The organism is Litchfieldella qijiaojingensis (assembly GCF_014651875.1).
GTDB classification, from domain to species: domain Bacteria; phylum Pseudomonadota; class Gammaproteobacteria; order Pseudomonadales; family Halomonadaceae; genus Litchfieldella; species Litchfieldella qijiaojingensis.
In genome coordinates this window covers 49172-67003 of sequence record NZ_BMXS01000001.1, presented here as the reverse complement: position 1 = coordinate 67003, position 17832 = coordinate 49172, and the positions used below count along the sequence as shown (strand labels likewise).

The following is a 17832-nucleotide window of genomic DNA, read 5'->3' as shown; positions in this document are numbered from 1 at the left end:
CCTTCTTTTGAGTATGGACGAAAGTCGTGACGGCCACAGTGCCATTTCTCCCATGCTTCCACGCCTTAACTCATTGTTTGCGCGACGGGACTCATTCGCGACCGTGACAACCCGATAAAAGGGGCCCCGAAATTGGGCTAGACTTGCTCTGCCGATCCACTCGGCCACCGGCCGACCGAAAAGGGACTTCACCACCATGGCAGTAATGCTTCTCGGCCTGTTGCTGTTTTTGGGGATGCACTCCGTGCGCATCGTTGCCGATGACTGGCGCCAATTACAGATCGAACGCTTTGGCGTACTTGCCTGGAAGCTCCTCTATTCACTGATTTCCATCATCGGCCTAGGGTTGGCCATCTACGGGTACGGCCTGGCCCGCCAGGAACCCATCGATATCTGGATGCCCCCGATGTGGACCCAACACCTGGTGGCGCTGCTGATGATCCCCGCCTTCATCCTGCTGGTCGCCACCTACAGTCCAGCCAGCCATATTCGCAGCGTCCTGGGGCATCCGATGCTGCTCAGCGTAGCCCTATGGGCACTCGGGCACCTGCTGGTCAACGGCCACCTAGGCGATATACTGTTCTTCGGTGCGTTTCTGGTCTGGTCGCTTATCGCCTTTCGCGCCGCCCGACGTCGCAATCGCACGAGCGGAGGGGCACCCGTCGCGGCTCGTTTCCGGGGAGACGTCATCGCCGTGCTGGTGGGACTGGCCCTGTATTTCCTGTTCGCTTTCCAGTTGCATGTTCGGGTTATCGGAGTACCGGCCCTGGGCTAGGATCTGACGGGGTACGATACGTGGAAGCAAAGAGGGCTACGCCAGGGGGAATCATGCGCAGTTGCTTAACCCTACTAGCGATCGCAATCATACTGGCCGGCTGCCAGGTCATGGGACCCGGCGTTGACAGGGCTCCGCAACGCATCGAAATTATCGATAGAAGCGCCGATCGCGACGCGCCTCAGGCTGTCGAACCGCAAACCCGGCCATCGCCTCCCCCGGGACGAGTCGCCCGTCAGGTGGCTTTCCCGGAGCACGAATACGCGGCGCTGGCCAAGCACGGCAACGCCACGATCCGCGGTCGGCTGTACTACACGACGCCAGGTGGCAACCGGATCCATGGAGTCAATGAGGTCATTTCCATCGCCCCGGTGACCACCTATTCGGCCGAAGCCGCCGAAACGGCACTGGCCGGCAAGGCCATCGAGCCCGCCGACCCGCGGGCTCGGGAATATACCCACCAGGCCCGAACCGATAGCCAAGGCTATTTCACTGCCAATGGCTTGCCGGCCGGCGACTATTATGTCGCAGGCAGCGTTCGGCTGCCGGGCTCCAATGGGCGCAGCCCCATCATCATTCACCAAGTGCATGTCGGCGCGGGACAGACCGCGCAGGTGACGTTGAGTCGCTGACTGCAACGGCCACATGCCACATTGCTTTGATCAGGACCGAGTCATGTGGGACCAATATCAAATTCGCCTCTCGCCACGTTCGCGGGGCTTTCACCTGATCACCGCGGAGATCATCGATGCCTTGCCACGTCTGGCCGAGCTGAAGGTGGGATTGCTACACCTGCAACTGCTGCACACCTCGGCATCGTTGACGTTGAACGAGAACGCCGATCCGGACGTTCGCCACGACATGGATGCCTTCATTCGCCGCCTGGTTCCTGGAGATCTGCCCTACTTCCGCCACACTCTGGAGGGACCGGACGACATGCCTGCCCATGTCGCGGCCAGCCTGTTCGGCACCCAACTGACCCTTGCGGTCAGAGAGGGCCGCCTGGCATTGGGCACCTGGCAAGGGATCTGGTTGGGAGAACATCGCGACCATGGAGGTGAGCGCCGATTGATCGCCACACTGAATGGAGACGTCGGTTGAGTCGGAAGGCCATGTTGGCAAGCTCTTGTCCGGGCACCTATGTTTAGGCCATGAAGAAAAGTCGATGCGGGCTAAGGAAGCGCTGAATAAATCGACGAGTAGGATCTAGCGCAAGGCGCCCGGAGCACAGGAACCGGAGCATATGGGGTATATGTGAGGGTCCGCCGGTCCGACGCTTCGGCACCGCGCAACGCAGCGATTGATCCACGCAGGCATTTATTCAGTGTTTCCCTAAATGGCCAGGCCCATCAAGGCAAGGGAGACTCAATCGATGCAACATGACACCAAGCGACGGATGATGGCGCCGATCATTGCCGTGGCAATTTCCTGGTTGTTCGTTGCCACCGCGCACGCGGCGACCCTGGAGGAACTCCAGGACCAAGGCAGTATTCGCATCGCGGTGGCCAACGAGGTGCCGTATGGTTATCTGGACGACAATGGTGAAGCCAAGGGTGCAGGCCCGGAGGTGGCAAAGCCGATCATCGAAGCACTGGAAATCGGCGAGATAGAGTGGGTAGCGACAACGTTCGGTGACTTGATTTCTGGCTTGCAGGAAGGTCGCTTCGACATGACCGCCGCTGAAATGGCCATCCTGCCCGAGCGCTGTCGACAGATGATTTACTCCGAACCGACCACTTCCTACGGTGAGGGGCTCTTGGTTAAGGCAAGCAATCCGCAGGAGATCAATGCCTACAACGATTTCGCCGAGCGCGACGATATTACGGTCGCGGTTCTCGATGGTGCCGACCAACGCGAAATCCTTCAGGCACTGGGAGTTCCCGAGTCGCGAATGGTGGTCATCGAGAACAACACGGATGCCATCGACGCAATCGTCAGCGGACGTGCCGACGCCTATGCCGCCACCGGTTTGACCGTTACCGAGCTGGAAAATCAGGACCAACGAGTGGAAGTGGCACTCAGTTTCGTCGATCCCGTGATCGATGGCGAAGAAGTCCGTAGCTGGGGTGGCTTCACCTTCCCAAAAGGAGCCGAGTCACTGCGCGATGCGGTCAACCGGGAACTGGCCAGCTACAAGAATACCCCTGACTGGGAGCAGACGCTCAGCAAGCACGGCTTCACTCAGGACGACATCCTGAACTCCTTCAAGTACACCACTGAGGAACTCTGCAACAAGTGAGTCGACTCCTCACCAGCCAAGGGCCTGCTTGACGAATGGAATCGTCAGCTTGCGTTTGGCGGAAAGCGAAGCACGGTCCAGCGTTTCCAGCGCCTCGAACAGTTCTCCCAATCGCCGTGGCCCACGATGCAGAATATAACGGACCACCTCATCGGGAAGCTGCATGCCACGCACCTGCGCCCGCAATTTGAGCGCGTCGGCTCGACCATCATCGTCGAGCGGCCTGACATGGAAAGTCATCCCCCAAGTCAGCCGCGAGGCAAGATCGGCCAGCCGGATATCGAGCTGCCGAGGCGCGGCACTGGCTGCAATCACCAGTCGCTTGTCGGCATCGCGCAGGCGGTTGAAGCAATGAAACAGCGCCTCTTCCCAGCGCTTACGACCCAATACGCACTCGAGATCGTCGATGGCTACCAAGTCGAGGCGCTCGATGTCCTCGAGCATGTGAGGCGGGAAATGGCCGAGCTCAGCCAAGGGGAGATAGAGAGCACGCTTGTCGCGGTCGCTGGCCTCATGGCAGGCCGCTTGCAATAGGTGGCTGCGACCGACACCTTCGCCGCCCCACAGGAACAAAAAGGGTTCGCCCGCTTCGTCGAGCTGTGCCCGCATCCGATCCACCAGGGTGGCGTTGCCACTCGGCAGGTAGTTGGCGAAGGTCGCGTCATCGCGCAAGCCCACGCCGAGCGGAAGCTGCGCAGGCCCGGGGCTCATTGGGACTCCTCGTCTCGGCTGCCGTCGCGAGCGGCATCGTATAAGGTGCTGTTTTTATAGCGTTCGTTGAGTTCGCGCAATAATACCATGATCACCGCCGCCGCCGGTAACGCCAGCAAGACACCAGTGAAGCCAAACAGGTTGCCCCCAGCCAGCACGGCGAAAATCACCGCCACAGGGTGCAGGCCGATCTTGTCGCCCAGCAGCTTGGGTTGCAACACCACGCTCTCGACCACCTGACCCAATCCGAACACCGCGACGACGCCCAACAGGATCAGCCAGCTGCCTTCCTGGAAGAATGCCACGATCAGGGCCACACTGATGCCGACGATGAATCCCAGGAACGGGACGATACTGGCCAATCCCGACATCAAACCGATCAACAGCCCGAAACGAACTCCCAATAGCGTCAACCCCAAGGCATAAATCAGCCCCAAGCACAGCATGACCAGCAACTGGCCGCGCAGAAACGCCGCCAACACTTCGTCGCAACGCTTCGCCAATCGTGACGCATCGGGCTCCCACGGGCGCGGCAGCAGATTGCGGATATTCTCGATCAACCGGTCCCAGTCGAGCAGCAGATAGAACGCCACCACCGGGATCAATGCAACATAAGTGATCCAACCGATGAAGGCCACCCCCGAGCGCCCAACCCTCGTCAGCACCTGCGCGGCGGTACCGCCAGCCTGCTGCCAATGCTCTGCCAGCACGCTCTGGATACCCCCCAATTCAGGGGTCACATCATAGCCGGTCCACTCCTGCAATTGCGGCGCCAAAACGGTCTGCACCCACGCAAAGACATTCGGCACCACCTGGCTGAGCTGGCGCAACTGATGGATCAGCAAGGGAATCAGGATCAGCAACGCCAGGGAAACGATCAGCAATAACAGCAGGAACACGCCGCTGGCGGCCAAGGGGCGCGACGCCCCCCAGGCCTCGAAGCGATCGGCCAGCGGATCGCCCAGATAGGCGATGATCATGCCGGCAAAGAACGGCATCAGCATCGACTCCAACTGGAACAACAACCATACCAACCCCACTCCGGCGGCCAATATCCACCAATATCTGCGCATCACGCTGTCTCCCTCGTCTTCATCTCGCATCATGCATGCCTCGTCCTGTCGGCTGGTTCGTTGCCCTATGTCAGCGATGCGGGCTTTGCCCGGTGATGTTACAATCGATGCCTCGATTACCTCATTTCCCGCCGCTTTCGACAGGACTCGTCATGACCCGCAGCACGTCCGATTCCTCCCAGTCCACCGCCACGCCACAAGCATCGCTGAGTTACAAGGATGCCGGCGTGGACATCGATGCCGGCAATGCGCTGGTGGAACGCATCAAGGGTGTCGCCAAGCGCACCACTCGCCCCGAGGTAATGGGCGGCCTCGGCGGGTTCGGTGCGCTGTGCCAGCTTCCCGCCGGTTACAAGGAACCGGTGCTGGTTTCCGGTACCGACGGTGTCGGCACCAAGCTGCGCCTGGCCATGGACCTCGGCAAGCATGACACCATCGGGATCGACCTGGTGGCCATGTGCGTCAATGACCTGGTGGTCGCCGGTGCCGAGCCACTTTTCTTTCTCGACTACTATGCCACGGGTAAGCTCGACGTGGACATCGCCGCCGACGTGGTGACCGGAATCGGCGAAGGCTGCTCGCAAGCCGGTTGCGCCCTGGTCGGCGGCGAAACCGCCGAGATGCCTGGCATGTACGAAGGCAGTGACTACGACCTGGCCGGCTTCTGCGTCGGCGTGGTCGAAAAGTCCGAGATCCTGGATGGCTCGCGTGTCAGTGAAGGCGATGTGCTGCTGGGTCTGGCCTCTTCCGGCCCGCACTCCAACGGTTACTCGCTGATTCGCAAGATTCTCGAGGTCAGTGCCGCAGACCTTGACACCGAACTCGATGGCGTGCCCCTGCACGAAGCCTTGCTCGCCCCCACCCGCATCTACGTCAAGCCGTTGCTGTCACTGATCAAGGACAGTGGAGTCTCCGTGAACGCCCTGTCGCACATCACCGGCGGCGGCTTGCTGGAGAACATCCCCCGTGTGCTGCCGGACGACCTCACCGCCCGCATCGACACGAAAGCTTGGGTACGTCCGGCAGTGTTCGACTGGCTCCAGGCGCAAGGCAACGTCGCCGAACGCGAGATGTATCGCGTACTCAACTGCGGCATCGGCATGGTGGTCGTAGTGCCCGCCAAGGACGCCGAGGACGCCACGAGCCACCTCGAACGTCATGGCGAAACCGTCTACCGTCTTGGCGAGATCGTCAAGCGCGACGGTCAGGAAGAACAGGTACGCCTGGAGAACCTCGAAGCATGAGCGACGACCAGTACAGCCACGACACCCTCAACGACTTCACGCCGGAAGCCACCGAGCCGCGCCGTGTGGTGGTGCTGATTTCCGGCAATGGCAGCAATCTCCAGGCGCTGATCGATGCCCAGTCGCATGATGAACTGGGTGGCGAGATCGTGGCGGTGATCTCCAATCGAGCCGATGCCTATGGCCTGAAACGGGCGCGCGACGCGGGCATCGACGCCGTGGCCCTGCCGCATCGCGAATACGAAAGCCGCGAAGCCTTCGACGGCGCGCTGATCAAGGTCATCGAACGCCATGAGCCTGACCTGATTGTGTTGGCCGGCTTCATGCGCATTCTCAGCCCGATCTTCGTCCAGCGATTCTACGGCCGCCTGCTGAACATTCACCCGTCGCTGCTACCGGCCTACCAAGGGCTCGACACCCATGCCCGGGTGTTGGCCGATGGTGCCAAGGAGCATGGCGCCAGCGTGCATTTCGTCACCGAAGAACTCGACGGTGGCCCTGTGGTGATCCAGGCGGCTCTGGAAATTGCCGAAGACGATACCGTGGAGACCCTCAAGAACAAGGTGCACGCTCGCGAACACCTGATCTACCCCATCGCGGTCAAGTGGTTCCTTGAAGGCCGCCTGCAGCTCGCAGCCGAAGGCCCGACCTTTGATGGCGTGCCCCTGCCGCCACAAGGGATGCGTATGTCGCATGCCGACACCGCCGATGAGTTGGACGAGGATATCGACGAAGAAGCCTGAGTCAATCGCGCAGCAAGCTGCACTCCCACCTGGTCCGCAATGGCTCCAACTCTTGTGGGAGCGCAGATCTTCTGCGCGATCCGGCCGCCAGGCCGGCATCCTCAAGACCGTGCCAGATTCATCGCGCAGCGAAGCTGCGCTCCCACCAAGAAACCCAGCCACCGGGTGTTGTAGTGACTCACGCCCTGGGCAAGGTCACCCCACGCTGCCCCATATATTTGCCCCCGCGGTCCTTGTAGGAGGTCTCGCATACCTCATCGGATTCCAGGAACAGCATCTGCGCCACGCCTTCGTTGGCGTAGATCTTGGCCGGCAGGTTGGTGGTGTTGGAGAACTCCAGGGTCACGTGGCCTTCCCACTCGGGTTCCAGCGGCGTGACGTTGACGATGATCCCGCAACGCGCATAGGTGGATTTGCCCAAACAGATGGTCAGCACGTTGCGCGGAATGCGGAAGTACTCCACGGTACGTGCCAATGCGAAAGAGTTGGGCGGAATCACGCACACATCGCTCTTGATGTCGACAAAGCTTTTCTCGTCGAAGCCCTTGGGGTCGACCACCGCCGAATGAATATTGGTGAAGACCTTGAACTCGTCGGAACAACGCACATCGTAGCCGTAGCTGGACGTGCCATAGGAAATCACTCGCTGTCCGTCGACGTATCGGACCTGGTCGGCTTCGAAAGGCTCGATCATGCCCTGGCTTTCCGCCATGCGGCGAATCCACTTGTCGGCTTTGATGCTCATGGGGCGTCCTTGAAAGCGGCGTGGCGTTCACAAAAATAGGGCCGTTATCATAACGGCCCCCATAAAGATTACAAAGCGCTGTGCGTCTTCAGTCACCGAAGGAAATGCTCGGCCCTTCCGCCCGCTGACTCTCGACACCTTCGGCAACGGCCCGTGCCATGGTCCGGAAGGTCTTGGCCACTTCGCTATCCGGCTCGGCGATCACCGTCGGCCGGCCACCATCGGCCTGCTCGCGAATCGCCATGGTCAGGGGAAGCTGCCCCAACAGCTTGGTCTGGTATTGGGTGGCGATACGTTCGCCTCCCCCTTCGCCAAAGATCGGCTCACTGTGACCGCAGTTCGAACATACATGCAGGCTCATGTTCTCGACCACTCCCAGCACCGGCACGTTGACCTTGCGGAACATCTCGATGCCCTTACGGGCATCCAGCAGCGCGATGTCCTGTGGAGTGGTCACGATCACCGCTCCCGACACCGGCACTTTCTGAGCCAAGGTCAACTGGATGTCGCCGGTACCCGGCGGCATGTCGATGAACAGGTACTCCACGTTATCCCAGGCCGTCTGGTTGAGAAGCTGCTGGAAGGCGCCGGAAACCATCGGACCACGCCACACCATCGGCTCGTTTACGTCAACCATGAAGGCCATCGACATGGCCTGGATACCATGGGCCTCGAGCGGTTTGAATTGATTCTCGCCCGCTTGCTGCGGACGCACACCTTCGCCAATGCCCAGCATCTGCGCCTGGCTGGGCCCATAGATATCGGCATCCAGCAACCCCACCCGATAGCCTTCAGCGGCCATCGCCAGGGCCAGATTGGCGGTTACGGTGGACTTCCCGACACCACCCTTGCCGGATGCCACGGCAACAATGTATTTCACACCCTCGATCACGATTCACTCCCGTCTTGGACTTCAAGGACACCCGGAGGGCCTTCTTGTCAGCAGTATAACTCCTCGATTCGGCCAATAACCAAGTGTGGCACTCAACCTTGGCCGGAGCCACTGCACGTTCCTACAATCTTGCCTACGCTCAAAGAGAAACACCGTAAAGCCCCACGCAGATACATCAATATCATTGACACCTTGTCTCACCTTCAGCGTTCCTTCTCCAAGGGAAAGGCAGGTGATACCCCATGAACACACGCTTCCGCGATCGACATGACGCTGGCCAGGCGCTGGCCGAGGCATTGTCCCATTATCGCCAGACTCCGGATCTACTGGTTCTTGCCCTACCCCGCGGCGGTGTACCGGTAGCCTGGGAAGTGGCCCAAGCACTGGATGCCGAACTCGATGTGCTGGTCGTGCGCAAGATCGGTGTGCCCTGGCAACCGGAAGTCGCCATGGGCGCCATCGCCGGCAACGGCGTTCGCGTCATGCATGATGACATGATTCGATCACTGCGCATCCCCCAAGACGAGATCGACGCCATCGTGCGCGACGAGACGATGGAACTGGAGCGTCGGGAAACGACCTATCGTGGCCATCGCCCTCCGTTGCGAATCAAGAATCGCACCGTGATCGTGGTCGATGACGGTCTGGCCACCGGTGCCACCATGCAGGCAGCCGTGAAGGCATTACGCGCCCAGTCACCGGCACGCATTGTCGTCGCGGTGCCCGTTTCGCCCCCCGATACCGCCGACGACATGGCACGTGTCGCCGACGACGTCGTGTGCCTGATGCAGCCCCCGGGATTCGCTGCGGTCGGCCAATGGTATCAACGCTTCGACCAGACCAGCGATGAAGAGGTGCAGGAACTACTCGGGCTTTCGGCAAGCTAGCCCTAGTCCTGACATGCCTCTTGCCCTGACATGTCCCTTGCCTTGGGCGGCCATCCTGCCTACACCTTGAAAATGGATACCACCCAAGCAGACCGGATGCCGGCCGGGGGACCGTTTGCGCTCTTCAGGTTTCTGGGACTGGTGATCTTCGGCGCGTTGATCGGCATCATGGCGGCCTTGTGTGCCGTGGGCTTCGTCGCTGCCGTACTATGGCTCAACGATATCCTGCTGATCTCGCCGCGCAGTCGCATGATGTTTGCCCATCCCGGCATCCTGGTCGCCACCACCATCGCCGTGCCCGCCGTCGGTGGAGTGATCGTGGGTCTGTTGCACCGTCAGATTCCCGAGCATCGCCCTCATACACCAGCCGATGTCATTGCCGCCGTCCAGACACGACATGGCCGCTTGCCGGCCAGGGCAGGCACCCTATCGGCGCTGAGTGGCCTGATCTCACTCGGCGCGGGAGCGTCGGTAGGTCAGTACGGCCCGTTGGTGCACATGGGGGCGACACTCGGTTCGCTAGGCGCCCGTTTGCTGCGACTGGGCCGTTCGGACGACAACATCACCATCGCCTGCGGGGTCGCCGCGGCGATCGCGACAGCCTTCAATGCGCCACTGGCGGGCATCGTCTTCGCCCACGAAGTGGTATTGCGGCATTATGCCCTGCGCGCTTTCGCTCCAGTTGCCGCGGCGGCTATCGTCGGCCATGTGATCGCCACTGGGGTCCTCGAACGCGGCGCCTTGTTCCATGTCTCTGGTACCACCGTCCCCCAGCCATGGGAATTCGCCGCTTTCGTCGTCATCGGCGGGCTGGGAGCCCTGGTGGCCGGCGCCTACATGCACGCCATCCTTGGCGTCGGACGCCTGGCCGGGCGTCTGCCGCTTCACCCAGTGATGCGCCCGGCCGTGGCCGGCGCTCTGCTCGGGCTGACCGCACTATGGGTACCGGACATCCTCGGCATGGGGCAAGAGACCTTACGCTTCGCCACCATCGCCGGCGCCTTCGGTAGCATCGAACTGGTCGTGGTGCTGTCGCTCAAGTTGGCGGCTACGGCACTCTGCCTCGGCATGGGCTTCGGTGGAGGAGTCTTCAGCCCGGCACTCGTCATCGGCACCCTGTTCGGCGCCTTGTGCGGCACCATAGTGGGCGAGTTGAGCGGTGCCCCTCCCGATACCTTCGTGTTCTACGCCGTATGCGGCATGGTAGCCGTCACCGCCCCGGTCATCGGCGCCCCCCTGACCAGCCTGCTGATCGTCTTCGAGCTGACCGGCAGTTACGTGCTGACCACCGCTGCCCTGGCCAGCGTTACCCTGGCCAGCCCGATCTCCGCCCAGCTCTTCGGCCGCTCGCTGTTCGATATCCAACTCAGCGTGCGCGGCCTGGACCTCTCGGCCGGACGTGGGCGAGCCGTGCTCAGGGAAGCGCCGGTGCGCCTCTACCTGACCCAAAATTGCGTTACTTTGCCCCCCGATATCGACATCACCGCGGCAGTGACGTCCCTCAGTCATGCCGGCCACGGCGAGGCCCATTTGGTGGACTCGCGCAATCGCTATCACGGTAGCGTCTCCCTGGCCGACCTGGAAGCAGCGCGGGAAGACGGACACGGCCAACATCCGGTCAGCGAATGCGCCATCACCAACCGACCGATATTGGGACCCGACACCTCGGTCTGGGAGGCCATGGCGCAAATGCAGGACTTCACCGGAGAAGCCATCGCGGTGATCGATGATGCAACCGATGACACTTTCCTGGGGGTGGTCTATGAGGCGAGCATCGCCCGCGCCTATCTGCAACACAGCGACGAATTGCGGCGGGAGGAACATGGCACAGGTTGAACGTTATTTCGCAGTGGCATTGGCCCTGCTGCTGGCAGCCCTCAGCCCAACCGCCACAAGCAACGAGCCGGAAGACGGCCTGACCGTGCTGAGCTGGGGAGGCGCCTACGAACGGGCGCAACAACTGGCGCTATTCGCCCCTTTCAGCGAGGCCACGGGCAAAGTCGTACGGGTGGAACGCTACAATGGCGGGCTCGACGGCTTGCGCCACGCCATCGAAAGCGGTGAGGTTCCCTGGGATGTGATCGATATGACCCGCAGTGACGCCCTTGCCGCTTGCGATGAAGGGCTTCTACAACCCTTGTCCCCGACATTGGTGGACTCGGCACCGGATGGCACCCCGCCGGAGCAGGACTTCATTGACGGCGCCTTCGACCGTTGCAGCATCACGCATACCGTCTTCGCCACCGTAGTCGCCTACCGGCGCGACGCCTTTCCCGGCAAGCGTCCTACCTCGATCGGCGACCTCTTCGATCAGCAGCGCTTTCCCGGACCTCGAGCCTTGCAGCGAACACCGGAAGTGAATCTCGAATGGGCACTGCTCTCCTACCGTGTACCCCGCGAGGAACTCTATGGATTGCTCAGCACCCAGCGTGGCCTTCGCCTGGCACTGAAGCGACTGGATAGCCTCGACAATATCCATTGGTGGGAAGCGGGCGATGTTCCACCCCGGCTGCTCGCCGAGGGCGAAGTGGTGATGGCTTCGGGCTACAACGGCCGCTTCTTCGATGCCATTGTCAATCGCAACCTGCCCATCGAAATTCTGTGGGACGGTCAGGTCCAGGAGCATGAAACCTGGGTGGTGCCACAAGGCGCACCCCATCCCGAACTGGCAAGAAACTTCATCCGTTTCGCCACTACCACGGAGCGACTCGCCGCACTCGCCAGCCGCATTCCTTATGGCCCGGCGCGGCATTCCGCCGCCATGCAGGTCACCACCCATCCGGACAATGGCATGGACATGCGTCTGCACATCCCCACTCACCCACTCAATGCCGAGCGCGCCGTCACCAAGGATGACGATTGGTACGCTCGCACTTATCAGCGAATCAGGGAGCGCTTCGACGAGTGGCTATCGCCCTAGGCGAACCAGCCCACTGTCATACATATTCACAAAGAACGCCAAGAGGCTTATTGCCCCTCCTCGACATCGGCTCCTTCCATGGCAGCCTCACCGGTACCAGCCTCTTTCTCGTCACTGACCTCCATCGCACTCAGTTCATCGCGCCACTTGGTCAGTTGAACCTCGAGGCGATCGAGCTGCTCACGGCGTGCTTGCGTGCGATCGTCGAGCTCGGCCAATCGGGCTTCGGCAGTTTCCAGTTCCTGCTGAGTGGCTTCGTATTCGTTCAAGGCCTGTTCCAGACCATTCTCGACATGGTCGAAGCTGCGCTGGGCAGCCTCGATCTGCGCATCGAGCTCGTCCAGACGGGCCTCACGTTCCGCAATAGCCGCCTCGAGAGACTCGATACGCTCCTGGTAAGTCTCGATTTGCTTCTCCTGTTCCGCCAGGCGCTCCTCGGCTTGGGAGGTCGCTGCCTGAAGTTCATCGATAGAAGCCTGGGCTTCATCACGCGCCTCAACGACCTCACTGGCCTGCTGCTGGAGCGCCTCGAGCTCGGCCATCTGTTCTTCACGCTGCCGTTCGAGCGCCTGCAACTGCTCGCCCCCCTCGTCAAGTTGCGCCTGTTGTTCTTCGAGTTGGGCCTGCAGTTCCTCACGACGCTGGTTCAACTGCGCCTGTTGCTCCTCGTATTCAGTTGCCAGTGTCTCCTGACGCTGCTGGTATTCGCTCTCCAGAGACGCCAACCGCTCCTCGGCTTGCGTCGCTTCCTCATCGAGGTTGGCCAATTCACTCTCGAGCGCTTGCTTCCTCTCTTCCAACGCCTGCAGCTCGGCCTCTGCCTCCTCTATGGAGTCAAAACGCTCGCCCAGCGTCTGCACTTCTTCAGTGAGCGACTGATTCTCACTTCTCAGGGTCTCCACTTCCTCGGTCAGCGACTGATTCTCGCTTCTCAGGGCCTCCACTTCCTCGGTCAGCGACTGGTTCTCGCTCCCCAGAGCCTCCATTTCCTCGGTCAGCGACTGATTCTCGCTTTCCAAGGTCTCGACACGGGTTTGCAATTGGTCACGCTCCTCGCGGGCCGAATTGGCTCCCCCAGTGACGACCACGGCGTAAACGATCGCCACCACCGCAATGGCGCCGAGTACTCGGACACGGTTGTCCTTGGATAGCTCGGACATCGACAGATCTGACATGTGACGTTTCCCTTGCTCGGTTACGATTTGGCACAGCTACGTTTTCAGCATAGTCGGTTAACGAAAACCCGAAAGTTCGTTACAAAGTAGCCATGAATGAACAACCTGATGACATCAGTCATTGACTGCAGCCCAGGGTCCAGGGGTTGGCGGTGATCGGTTCTCCCCCCTGCTCGGTGACACGCACGGTGTCACTACAGCCGATGCCCCACTGGCCAGGCAGGCGTAGGCACAGCGGCAAGTGGAAGACCATGCCGACCTCGAAGCGTCGCATCTGCCCACGCGCGATGAATCCGGTCCCTTCGACCCATGAAGGAGGAAACTGGGCACCGACGGTATAACCGAACACACCGGAAAAGAACGCTTCCGTGGCTATGGGAGCCAGTACCTGTTCGCCAGCTTGCGCAGCATCGTCGAAACGGTGCCCCGGGCGCATCGCATCAAGCAGAGCTGCATATAGAAGGTGGCAGACATCGAATACGGCTTCCATCTTCGCCGAGGGGGCCCCGGCGATCACCGTTCGCATCATCGGCGCGGTATAACGCTTCCAGGCACTGCCGAACTCGAGAAATACCGGTTCACCCTCGGCAATGGTATGACGCTGATGATTGGCATGGATGATACTGCTGCGTCGCCCGACGGTGACGATCGGCTGCATACTCATGAATTCACTGCCGGCCTCGTGCATGACCCGTGCACCGATGGCAGCGATTTCGCTGTCGGTGATACCAGGGCGGACCGCTTGCGCGGCAGCCTCGATTCCCAGGCCAGTGATTCGGGCGCTCTCGGCCAGGCAATCCAGCTCAGCGGCACTCTTGACGATACGCACGCCATCCATCAATGGTCCGGCATCGAGAAAGCGATGCCCGGGCAGTCGCTCGGCCAGACCACTCATCACCCCATGTCGCAGAGAGCCATGCCAGAAGTCGACACCGATGCGCGGGCCGGCCTCGGCCAGCACCTTGGCCAACGGCATCAGCACTTCCTCGACCCCTTCCCAGCGATAGCCGAGGATCTCCTCGACGCGCGTGCAAGCCACCGCCGGACCGGTCTCGATGGAAGGTACCTGCAGCACCATGCGTCGCGGGGTGAAGACCAGCGCCGAATGCACCGACACCTCGAAGGTGTTGTAGCCGGTCAGGTAGTAGATATCCGATGGATCGGTAAGCAGCAGGGCGTCCAGAGACTCGGCCCGCATTGATTCATTGAGCGCCTCACGGCGTCGCTGGAATTCGGACTCCGGGAAAGGGCATTCGCTGCCGGCCGCTGTCTTCTGCAACATGACGCGATAGTCGTGATGGTTCATGGGACCTCCATTGATGTCCTGGCTCCCCACCCATAGTCGCTTTCTGAACATTCACGCCAGGAGAGACGTCGCAAACAGCATGGAGCACGGCAGCGTTCACTTCCACACTACAATCGAGAAAGGAATTCGCTGAGCAGGAGGGTCGCCCCCATGAGCTCCAAGCACCCCACTTCCTCTAACCGCGACAGTGTCATCCCGATGCCTGGTACCGATGCCATCGTGAAAGACTTCAGCACCCATCAATGCCCAACGGTCGGCCAACATGACCGCCGAGTTCCCATCAACCTTCGTCAATCCGGCCCCACGCCGGTAGAAATGCTGATCTCCACCCGGGTGCGCAAATCCCCCTTCTGGCATCTGTCGCACCAAGCGGGCTGCTGGCGGGCCACCGTCTATAACCGGATCTACCATCCGCGCGGCTACGTGAAGCCCGAAGACGGTGGCGCCATGGTCGAATACGACTCCCTGGTCCACGACGTCACGTTGTGGAACGTAGCAGTGGAGCGTCAGATCCAGGTCAAGGGTCCAGACGCCCAGGCCTTCGTCGACCGCGTCATCACCCGCAATGCCTCGGCGATCGCACCGATGCGTGGCAAGTACGTGATCCTGTGCAACGAGGAAGGTGGCATCATCAACGATCCAGTGTTGCTGCGCGTCGCCGAGGACGAGTTCTGGTTCTCGATTTCCGATAGCGATCTCGAACTGTGGCTCAAGGGCGTCAATGTCGGCTTGCGCTACAACGTCAGCATCGGTGAAATCGACGTCGCGCCGGTGCAGATCCAAGGCCCCAAGTCCGAGGCGCTGATGGTCGACCTGGTCGGTGACGCAGTACGGCAGATCCCCTATTACGGGCTGATGGAAGCCAAGATTGGCGGTCGAGACGTGATCGTGTCCCAAACCGGCTTCACCGGCGAAAAGGGCTACGAGATCTATCTCAAGAACGCCACGCTCTACCCCGACGACATGTGGAACGCAGTGCTGGCCGCTGGCGAGAAGCACAACTTGCGGGTCATTGCCCCGGCCCACCATCGGCGCATCGCCGCCGGCATCCTGTCCTGGGGCCAGGACATGGACCAGGAAACCCTGCCCTTCCAGTGCAACTTGGGATACCAGGTCCCTCGCCAGAAGGATGCCGATTACATTGGTCGCGCGGCACTTGAGCGTGTGCGTGCCGAGCTCGACCAGGGGCGATATCCGTTCCGCAACATCCTGGTCGGGATGGTGCTTGGCGGCAAGCCGATCGACGACTATGCGCCCGATTTCTGGCTGATCTCCGACGAAAATGCAGGCGATCCGGTGGGTTATGTGACCTCACCCTGGTACTCTCCCGAACTCGGCACCAATATCGCCATGGGCTATGTGCCGGTGGAACTCAAGGAGATCGGCACTCGGCTCAAGATCTGGCTGCCGGAACATTACGCCGAAACCCCGGGCGTGCCGGTCGATGCCACCGTGGTCGAGATGCCATTCCGTGCCTCGGTCAATCCCAATGCTCGTGAAGTCGCCAAGGCGAGGGGGTTGGATGCTTCAAGCTGATCATGCCACCGGTGAATCGTTCGAATCGCAGAGTGCCGGTTTCGACACGGATTCCCTCGAACGACGGATACAAGGCTTATGCCGTGGCTGGTCGCTGGAGGTCACGCCGAGGACCGCCATTCACCTCGCCAAGGCTGATCCGCCAGTGGCTACCGGCAGCCAGGTATATATCACCCATCTGCCCGGCCAGCCATTCGAGGACGTGATCGCCACCGCGGCCTGGCTCAGATCTCGAGGCTACGACCCCGTGCCCCACCTGGTGGCGCGCAGCGTGCCGAATCATGGCATGCTCGTCGACTGGCTCGAGCGACTGACGCAGGAGGCCAAGGTGGATGCCGTGCTGCTCATCGCGGGCAGCATGGCCACCCATCTCGGCCCCTATCCCGATACTCTGACGCTGCTCGAGGAGGTATCCCTGGCCGAGCATGGCATCCGCCGGCTGGCGGTCGCCGGTCACCCGGAAGGACACCCTCATGCCGACGATGAGGCCCTCGACCAGGCACTGGCGACCAAGCTGACCCACGCCGAACGCGATGGACTCGAGATGTGGCTGGTCACCCAGTTCCTGTTCAATGCCGAGCCGCTGCTCGACTGGCACCAACGACTGACACGTCAAGGCTTCGAATTGCCGATTCGAGTGGGATTACCAGGGCCAGCGAGCCTGGCCACGTTATGGAAGTATGCCATGTCTTGCGGCATTGGGGCGTCGGTGACCACGTTGCAACGGCAAGGCAGCCGCATGCTGCAACTGGCACGCCCCAAGCCGCCGTCGAGCCAGGTACTCGGGCTGGCCAGGCATGCCACTCCACGCCTGGCTCTGCACTTCTACCCGTTCGGCGGTATCGACAAGACATTGGCCTGGTGCCAGGCCCTGGAAGCAGGCCGATTCCGCCTCGATGCACAGCAACGCGAGATCATCGTGGACGGCTGAGGGACGTGCCTACGGGCTCGGGATCTTCCGTCGGCGTCTCGATATGCCAGTTCGATAGCCAGGGGATGCCCGCGACCTCGAATCCCAAACTTTCGAGCCACTGGGCAGTGACCAGGTTCGACTGATGTCCCAGCCAGTAGGGGCGGTGATAAGGTACGAACTCCAGGTCATAGCCTTCGTGGTAGTGCACTTGATCGCTACCAGCGTCGAACGCGCGGTCCAGTTCGCGCTGAAGCTGCTCCACTCGCGCCGCTTCCGCCTGCAAGGAAAACACCTCTTCGACGCCTTCCGGGGCGACCCAAGTGGGGAAAGGAGATATCGCGAGATCGGGAAAGATGCGCCGTCCCAGCGCCCCACGGGTCGGCCACAACATCGCTGACATCCCTGCCAGAGTGCCGCGTCGCCCCATCACGTACCAGCCCCATTCCCCGTAGGCATAACGCACCAGCCCCTGCCCACGTGGCAGAACCAGGCTGGAATGGCGCCCATGATCGACCAGGTAGACATCGACCGGCTCATGCAACACAACCGGAGGCGTCACTCGCCCGGCACAACCGGTGAGCAGCAGAAAAGCCAGCATGAAAACGACACCGTACCAAGCGGTGCCAGGAATCCTGTGCACATCCAACTCCTTCGACCAGCAGCAAGCTCAACA

18 protein-coding genes are annotated in these 17832 nt (G+C 61.2%); 11 read left to right on the top strand and 7 right to left on the bottom strand.

Features of this window, described 5'->3' with window-relative positions; all coding sequences use genetic code 11:
• The first annotated feature begins 196 nt into the window (after nucleotides 1-196).
• The 4 genes from IE093_RS00350 to ehuB all read left to right on the top strand — a co-directional run bounded on the left by IE093_RS00350 (nucleotide 197) and on the right by ehuB (nucleotide 3014).
• Nucleotides 197-775: an NnrU family protein gene (locus IE093_RS00350; protein WP_189464766.1), complete on the top strand. Its 579-nt coding sequence runs from the start codon at nucleotides 197-199 to the stop codon at nucleotides 773-775.
• Between the two features lie 53 nt (nucleotides 776-828).
• On the top strand, nucleotides 829-1407 hold the full coding sequence (locus IE093_RS00345) for a carboxypeptidase-like regulatory domain-containing protein (protein ID WP_189464764.1): 579 nt from the start codon (nucleotides 829-831) through the stop codon (nucleotides 1405-1407).
• Between the two features lie 43 nt (nucleotides 1408-1450).
• Nucleotides 1451-1876 carry a secondary thiamine-phosphate synthase enzyme YjbQ gene (locus IE093_RS00340; RefSeq protein ID WP_189464762.1) on the top strand — a complete coding sequence of 142 codons (426 nt, stop codon included), beginning with the start codon at nucleotides 1451-1453 and terminating at the stop codon, nucleotides 1874-1876.
• 271 nt (nucleotides 1877-2147) lie between these two features.
• Nucleotides 2148-3014: an ectoine/hydroxyectoine ABC transporter substrate-binding protein EhuB gene (ehuB, locus tag IE093_RS00335; RefSeq protein WP_189464759.1), complete on the top strand. Its 867-nt coding sequence runs from the start codon at nucleotides 2148-2150 to the stop codon at nucleotides 3012-3014.
• Nucleotides 3015-3023: 9 nt separating this feature from the next.
• Here ehuB and hda read toward each other — a convergent pair whose 3' ends face one another.
• Nucleotides 3024-3725 carry a DnaA regulatory inactivator Hda gene (hda, locus tag IE093_RS00330; protein WP_189464757.1) on the bottom strand — a complete coding sequence of 234 codons (702 nt, stop codon included), beginning with the start codon at nucleotides 3723-3725 and terminating at the stop codon, nucleotides 3024-3026.
• Entirely contained in the window at nucleotides 3722-4798 is a 1077-nt protein-coding gene (locus IE093_RS00325; protein ID WP_189465811.1) for an AI-2E family transporter, read from the bottom strand. The genes hda and IE093_RS00325 overlap by 4 nt, the downstream gene beginning before the upstream one ends.
• A 152-nt stretch (nucleotides 4799-4950) precedes the next feature.
• On the opposite strand from IE093_RS00325, the gene purM reads away from it, so the two are divergent.
• Both purM and purN read left to right on the top strand, forming a co-directional pair.
• Nucleotides 4951-6042, top strand: coding sequence for a phosphoribosylformylglycinamidine cyclo-ligase (purM, locus tag IE093_RS00320; RefSeq protein ID WP_189464754.1), 1092 nt, complete (start codon nucleotides 4951-4953; stop codon nucleotides 6040-6042).
• Nucleotides 6039-6785, top strand: coding sequence for a phosphoribosylglycinamide formyltransferase (purN, locus tag IE093_RS00315; protein ID WP_189464751.1), 747 nt, complete (start codon nucleotides 6039-6041; stop codon nucleotides 6783-6785). The genes purM and purN overlap by 4 nt, the downstream gene beginning before the upstream one ends.
• Before the next feature lie 178 nt (nucleotides 6786-6963).
• Here purN and dcd read toward each other — a convergent pair whose 3' ends face one another.
• Together dcd and apbC are read right to left on the bottom strand one after the other, a co-directional pair.
• Nucleotides 6964-7530 carry a dCTP deaminase gene (gene dcd, locus IE093_RS00310; RefSeq protein ID WP_189464748.1) on the bottom strand — a complete coding sequence of 189 codons (567 nt, stop codon included), beginning with the start codon at nucleotides 7528-7530 and terminating at the stop codon, nucleotides 6964-6966.
• 88 nt (nucleotides 7531-7618) lie between these two features.
• Nucleotides 7619-8419: an iron-sulfur cluster carrier protein ApbC gene (gene apbC, locus IE093_RS00305; protein WP_189465809.1), complete on the bottom strand. Its 801-nt coding sequence runs from the start codon at nucleotides 8417-8419 to the stop codon at nucleotides 7619-7621.
• Nucleotides 8420-8664: 245 nt separating this feature from the next.
• On the opposite strand from apbC, the gene IE093_RS00300 reads away from it, so the two are divergent.
• From IE093_RS00300 to IE093_RS00290, 3 genes are read left to right on the top strand one after another with little or no spacing between them, the layout of a single operon-like run.
• Nucleotides 8665-9309, top strand: coding sequence for a phosphoribosyltransferase (locus tag IE093_RS00300; RefSeq protein WP_189464745.1), 645 nt, complete (start codon nucleotides 8665-8667; stop codon nucleotides 9307-9309).
• Nucleotides 9310-9339: 30 nt separating this feature from the next.
• Nucleotides 9340-11145, top strand: a complete 1806-nt coding sequence (locus tag IE093_RS00295; RefSeq protein ID WP_229803118.1) for a chloride channel protein — start codon at nucleotides 9340-9342, stop codon at nucleotides 11143-11145.
• On the top strand, nucleotides 11132-12229 hold the full coding sequence (locus IE093_RS00290; RefSeq protein WP_189464742.1) for an extracellular solute-binding protein: 1098 nt from the start codon (nucleotides 11132-11134) through the stop codon (nucleotides 12227-12229). Before IE093_RS00295 ends, IE093_RS00290 begins: the two co-directional genes overlap by 14 nt.
• Before the next feature lie 47 nt (nucleotides 12230-12276).
• Here IE093_RS00290 and IE093_RS00285 read toward each other — a convergent pair whose 3' ends face one another.
• Together IE093_RS00285 and IE093_RS00280 are read right to left on the bottom strand one after the other, a co-directional pair.
• A complete protein-coding gene (locus IE093_RS00285; protein WP_189464739.1) occupies nucleotides 12277-13404 on the bottom strand; it encodes a coiled-coil domain-containing protein in 1128 nt (375 codons plus the stop codon).
• Between the two features lie 118 nt (nucleotides 13405-13522).
• The gene (locus tag IE093_RS00280) at nucleotides 13523-14710 is read right to left on the bottom strand and encodes a M24 family metallopeptidase (protein WP_189464737.1); all 1188 of its coding nucleotides are present in this window, start codon (nucleotides 14708-14710) and stop codon (nucleotides 13523-13525) included.
• Nucleotides 14711-14860: 150 nt separating this feature from the next.
• Here IE093_RS00280 and IE093_RS00275 point away from each other — a divergent pair, with 150 nt between their 5' ends.
• Nucleotides 14861-16246, top strand: a complete 1386-nt coding sequence (locus IE093_RS00275; RefSeq protein ID WP_189464734.1) for a glycine cleavage T C-terminal barrel domain-containing protein — start codon at nucleotides 14861-14863, stop codon at nucleotides 16244-16246.
• Complete coding sequence (locus IE093_RS00270; RefSeq protein WP_189464732.1) at nucleotides 16233-17177, top strand: methylenetetrahydrofolate reductase; 945 nt, start codon at nucleotides 16233-16235, stop codon at nucleotides 17175-17177. Before IE093_RS00275 ends, IE093_RS00270 begins: the two co-directional genes overlap by 14 nt.
• Here IE093_RS00270 and IE093_RS00265 read toward each other — a convergent pair.
• Nucleotides 17161-17799 (bottom strand): hypothetical protein, encoded by a 639-nt coding sequence (locus IE093_RS00265; RefSeq protein ID WP_189464729.1) that lies wholly within the window; start codon nucleotides 17797-17799, stop codon nucleotides 17161-17163. The two genes, IE093_RS00270 and IE093_RS00265, sit on opposite strands and share 17 nt — an antisense overlap.
• Nucleotides 17800-17832 lie beyond the last annotated feature (33 nt).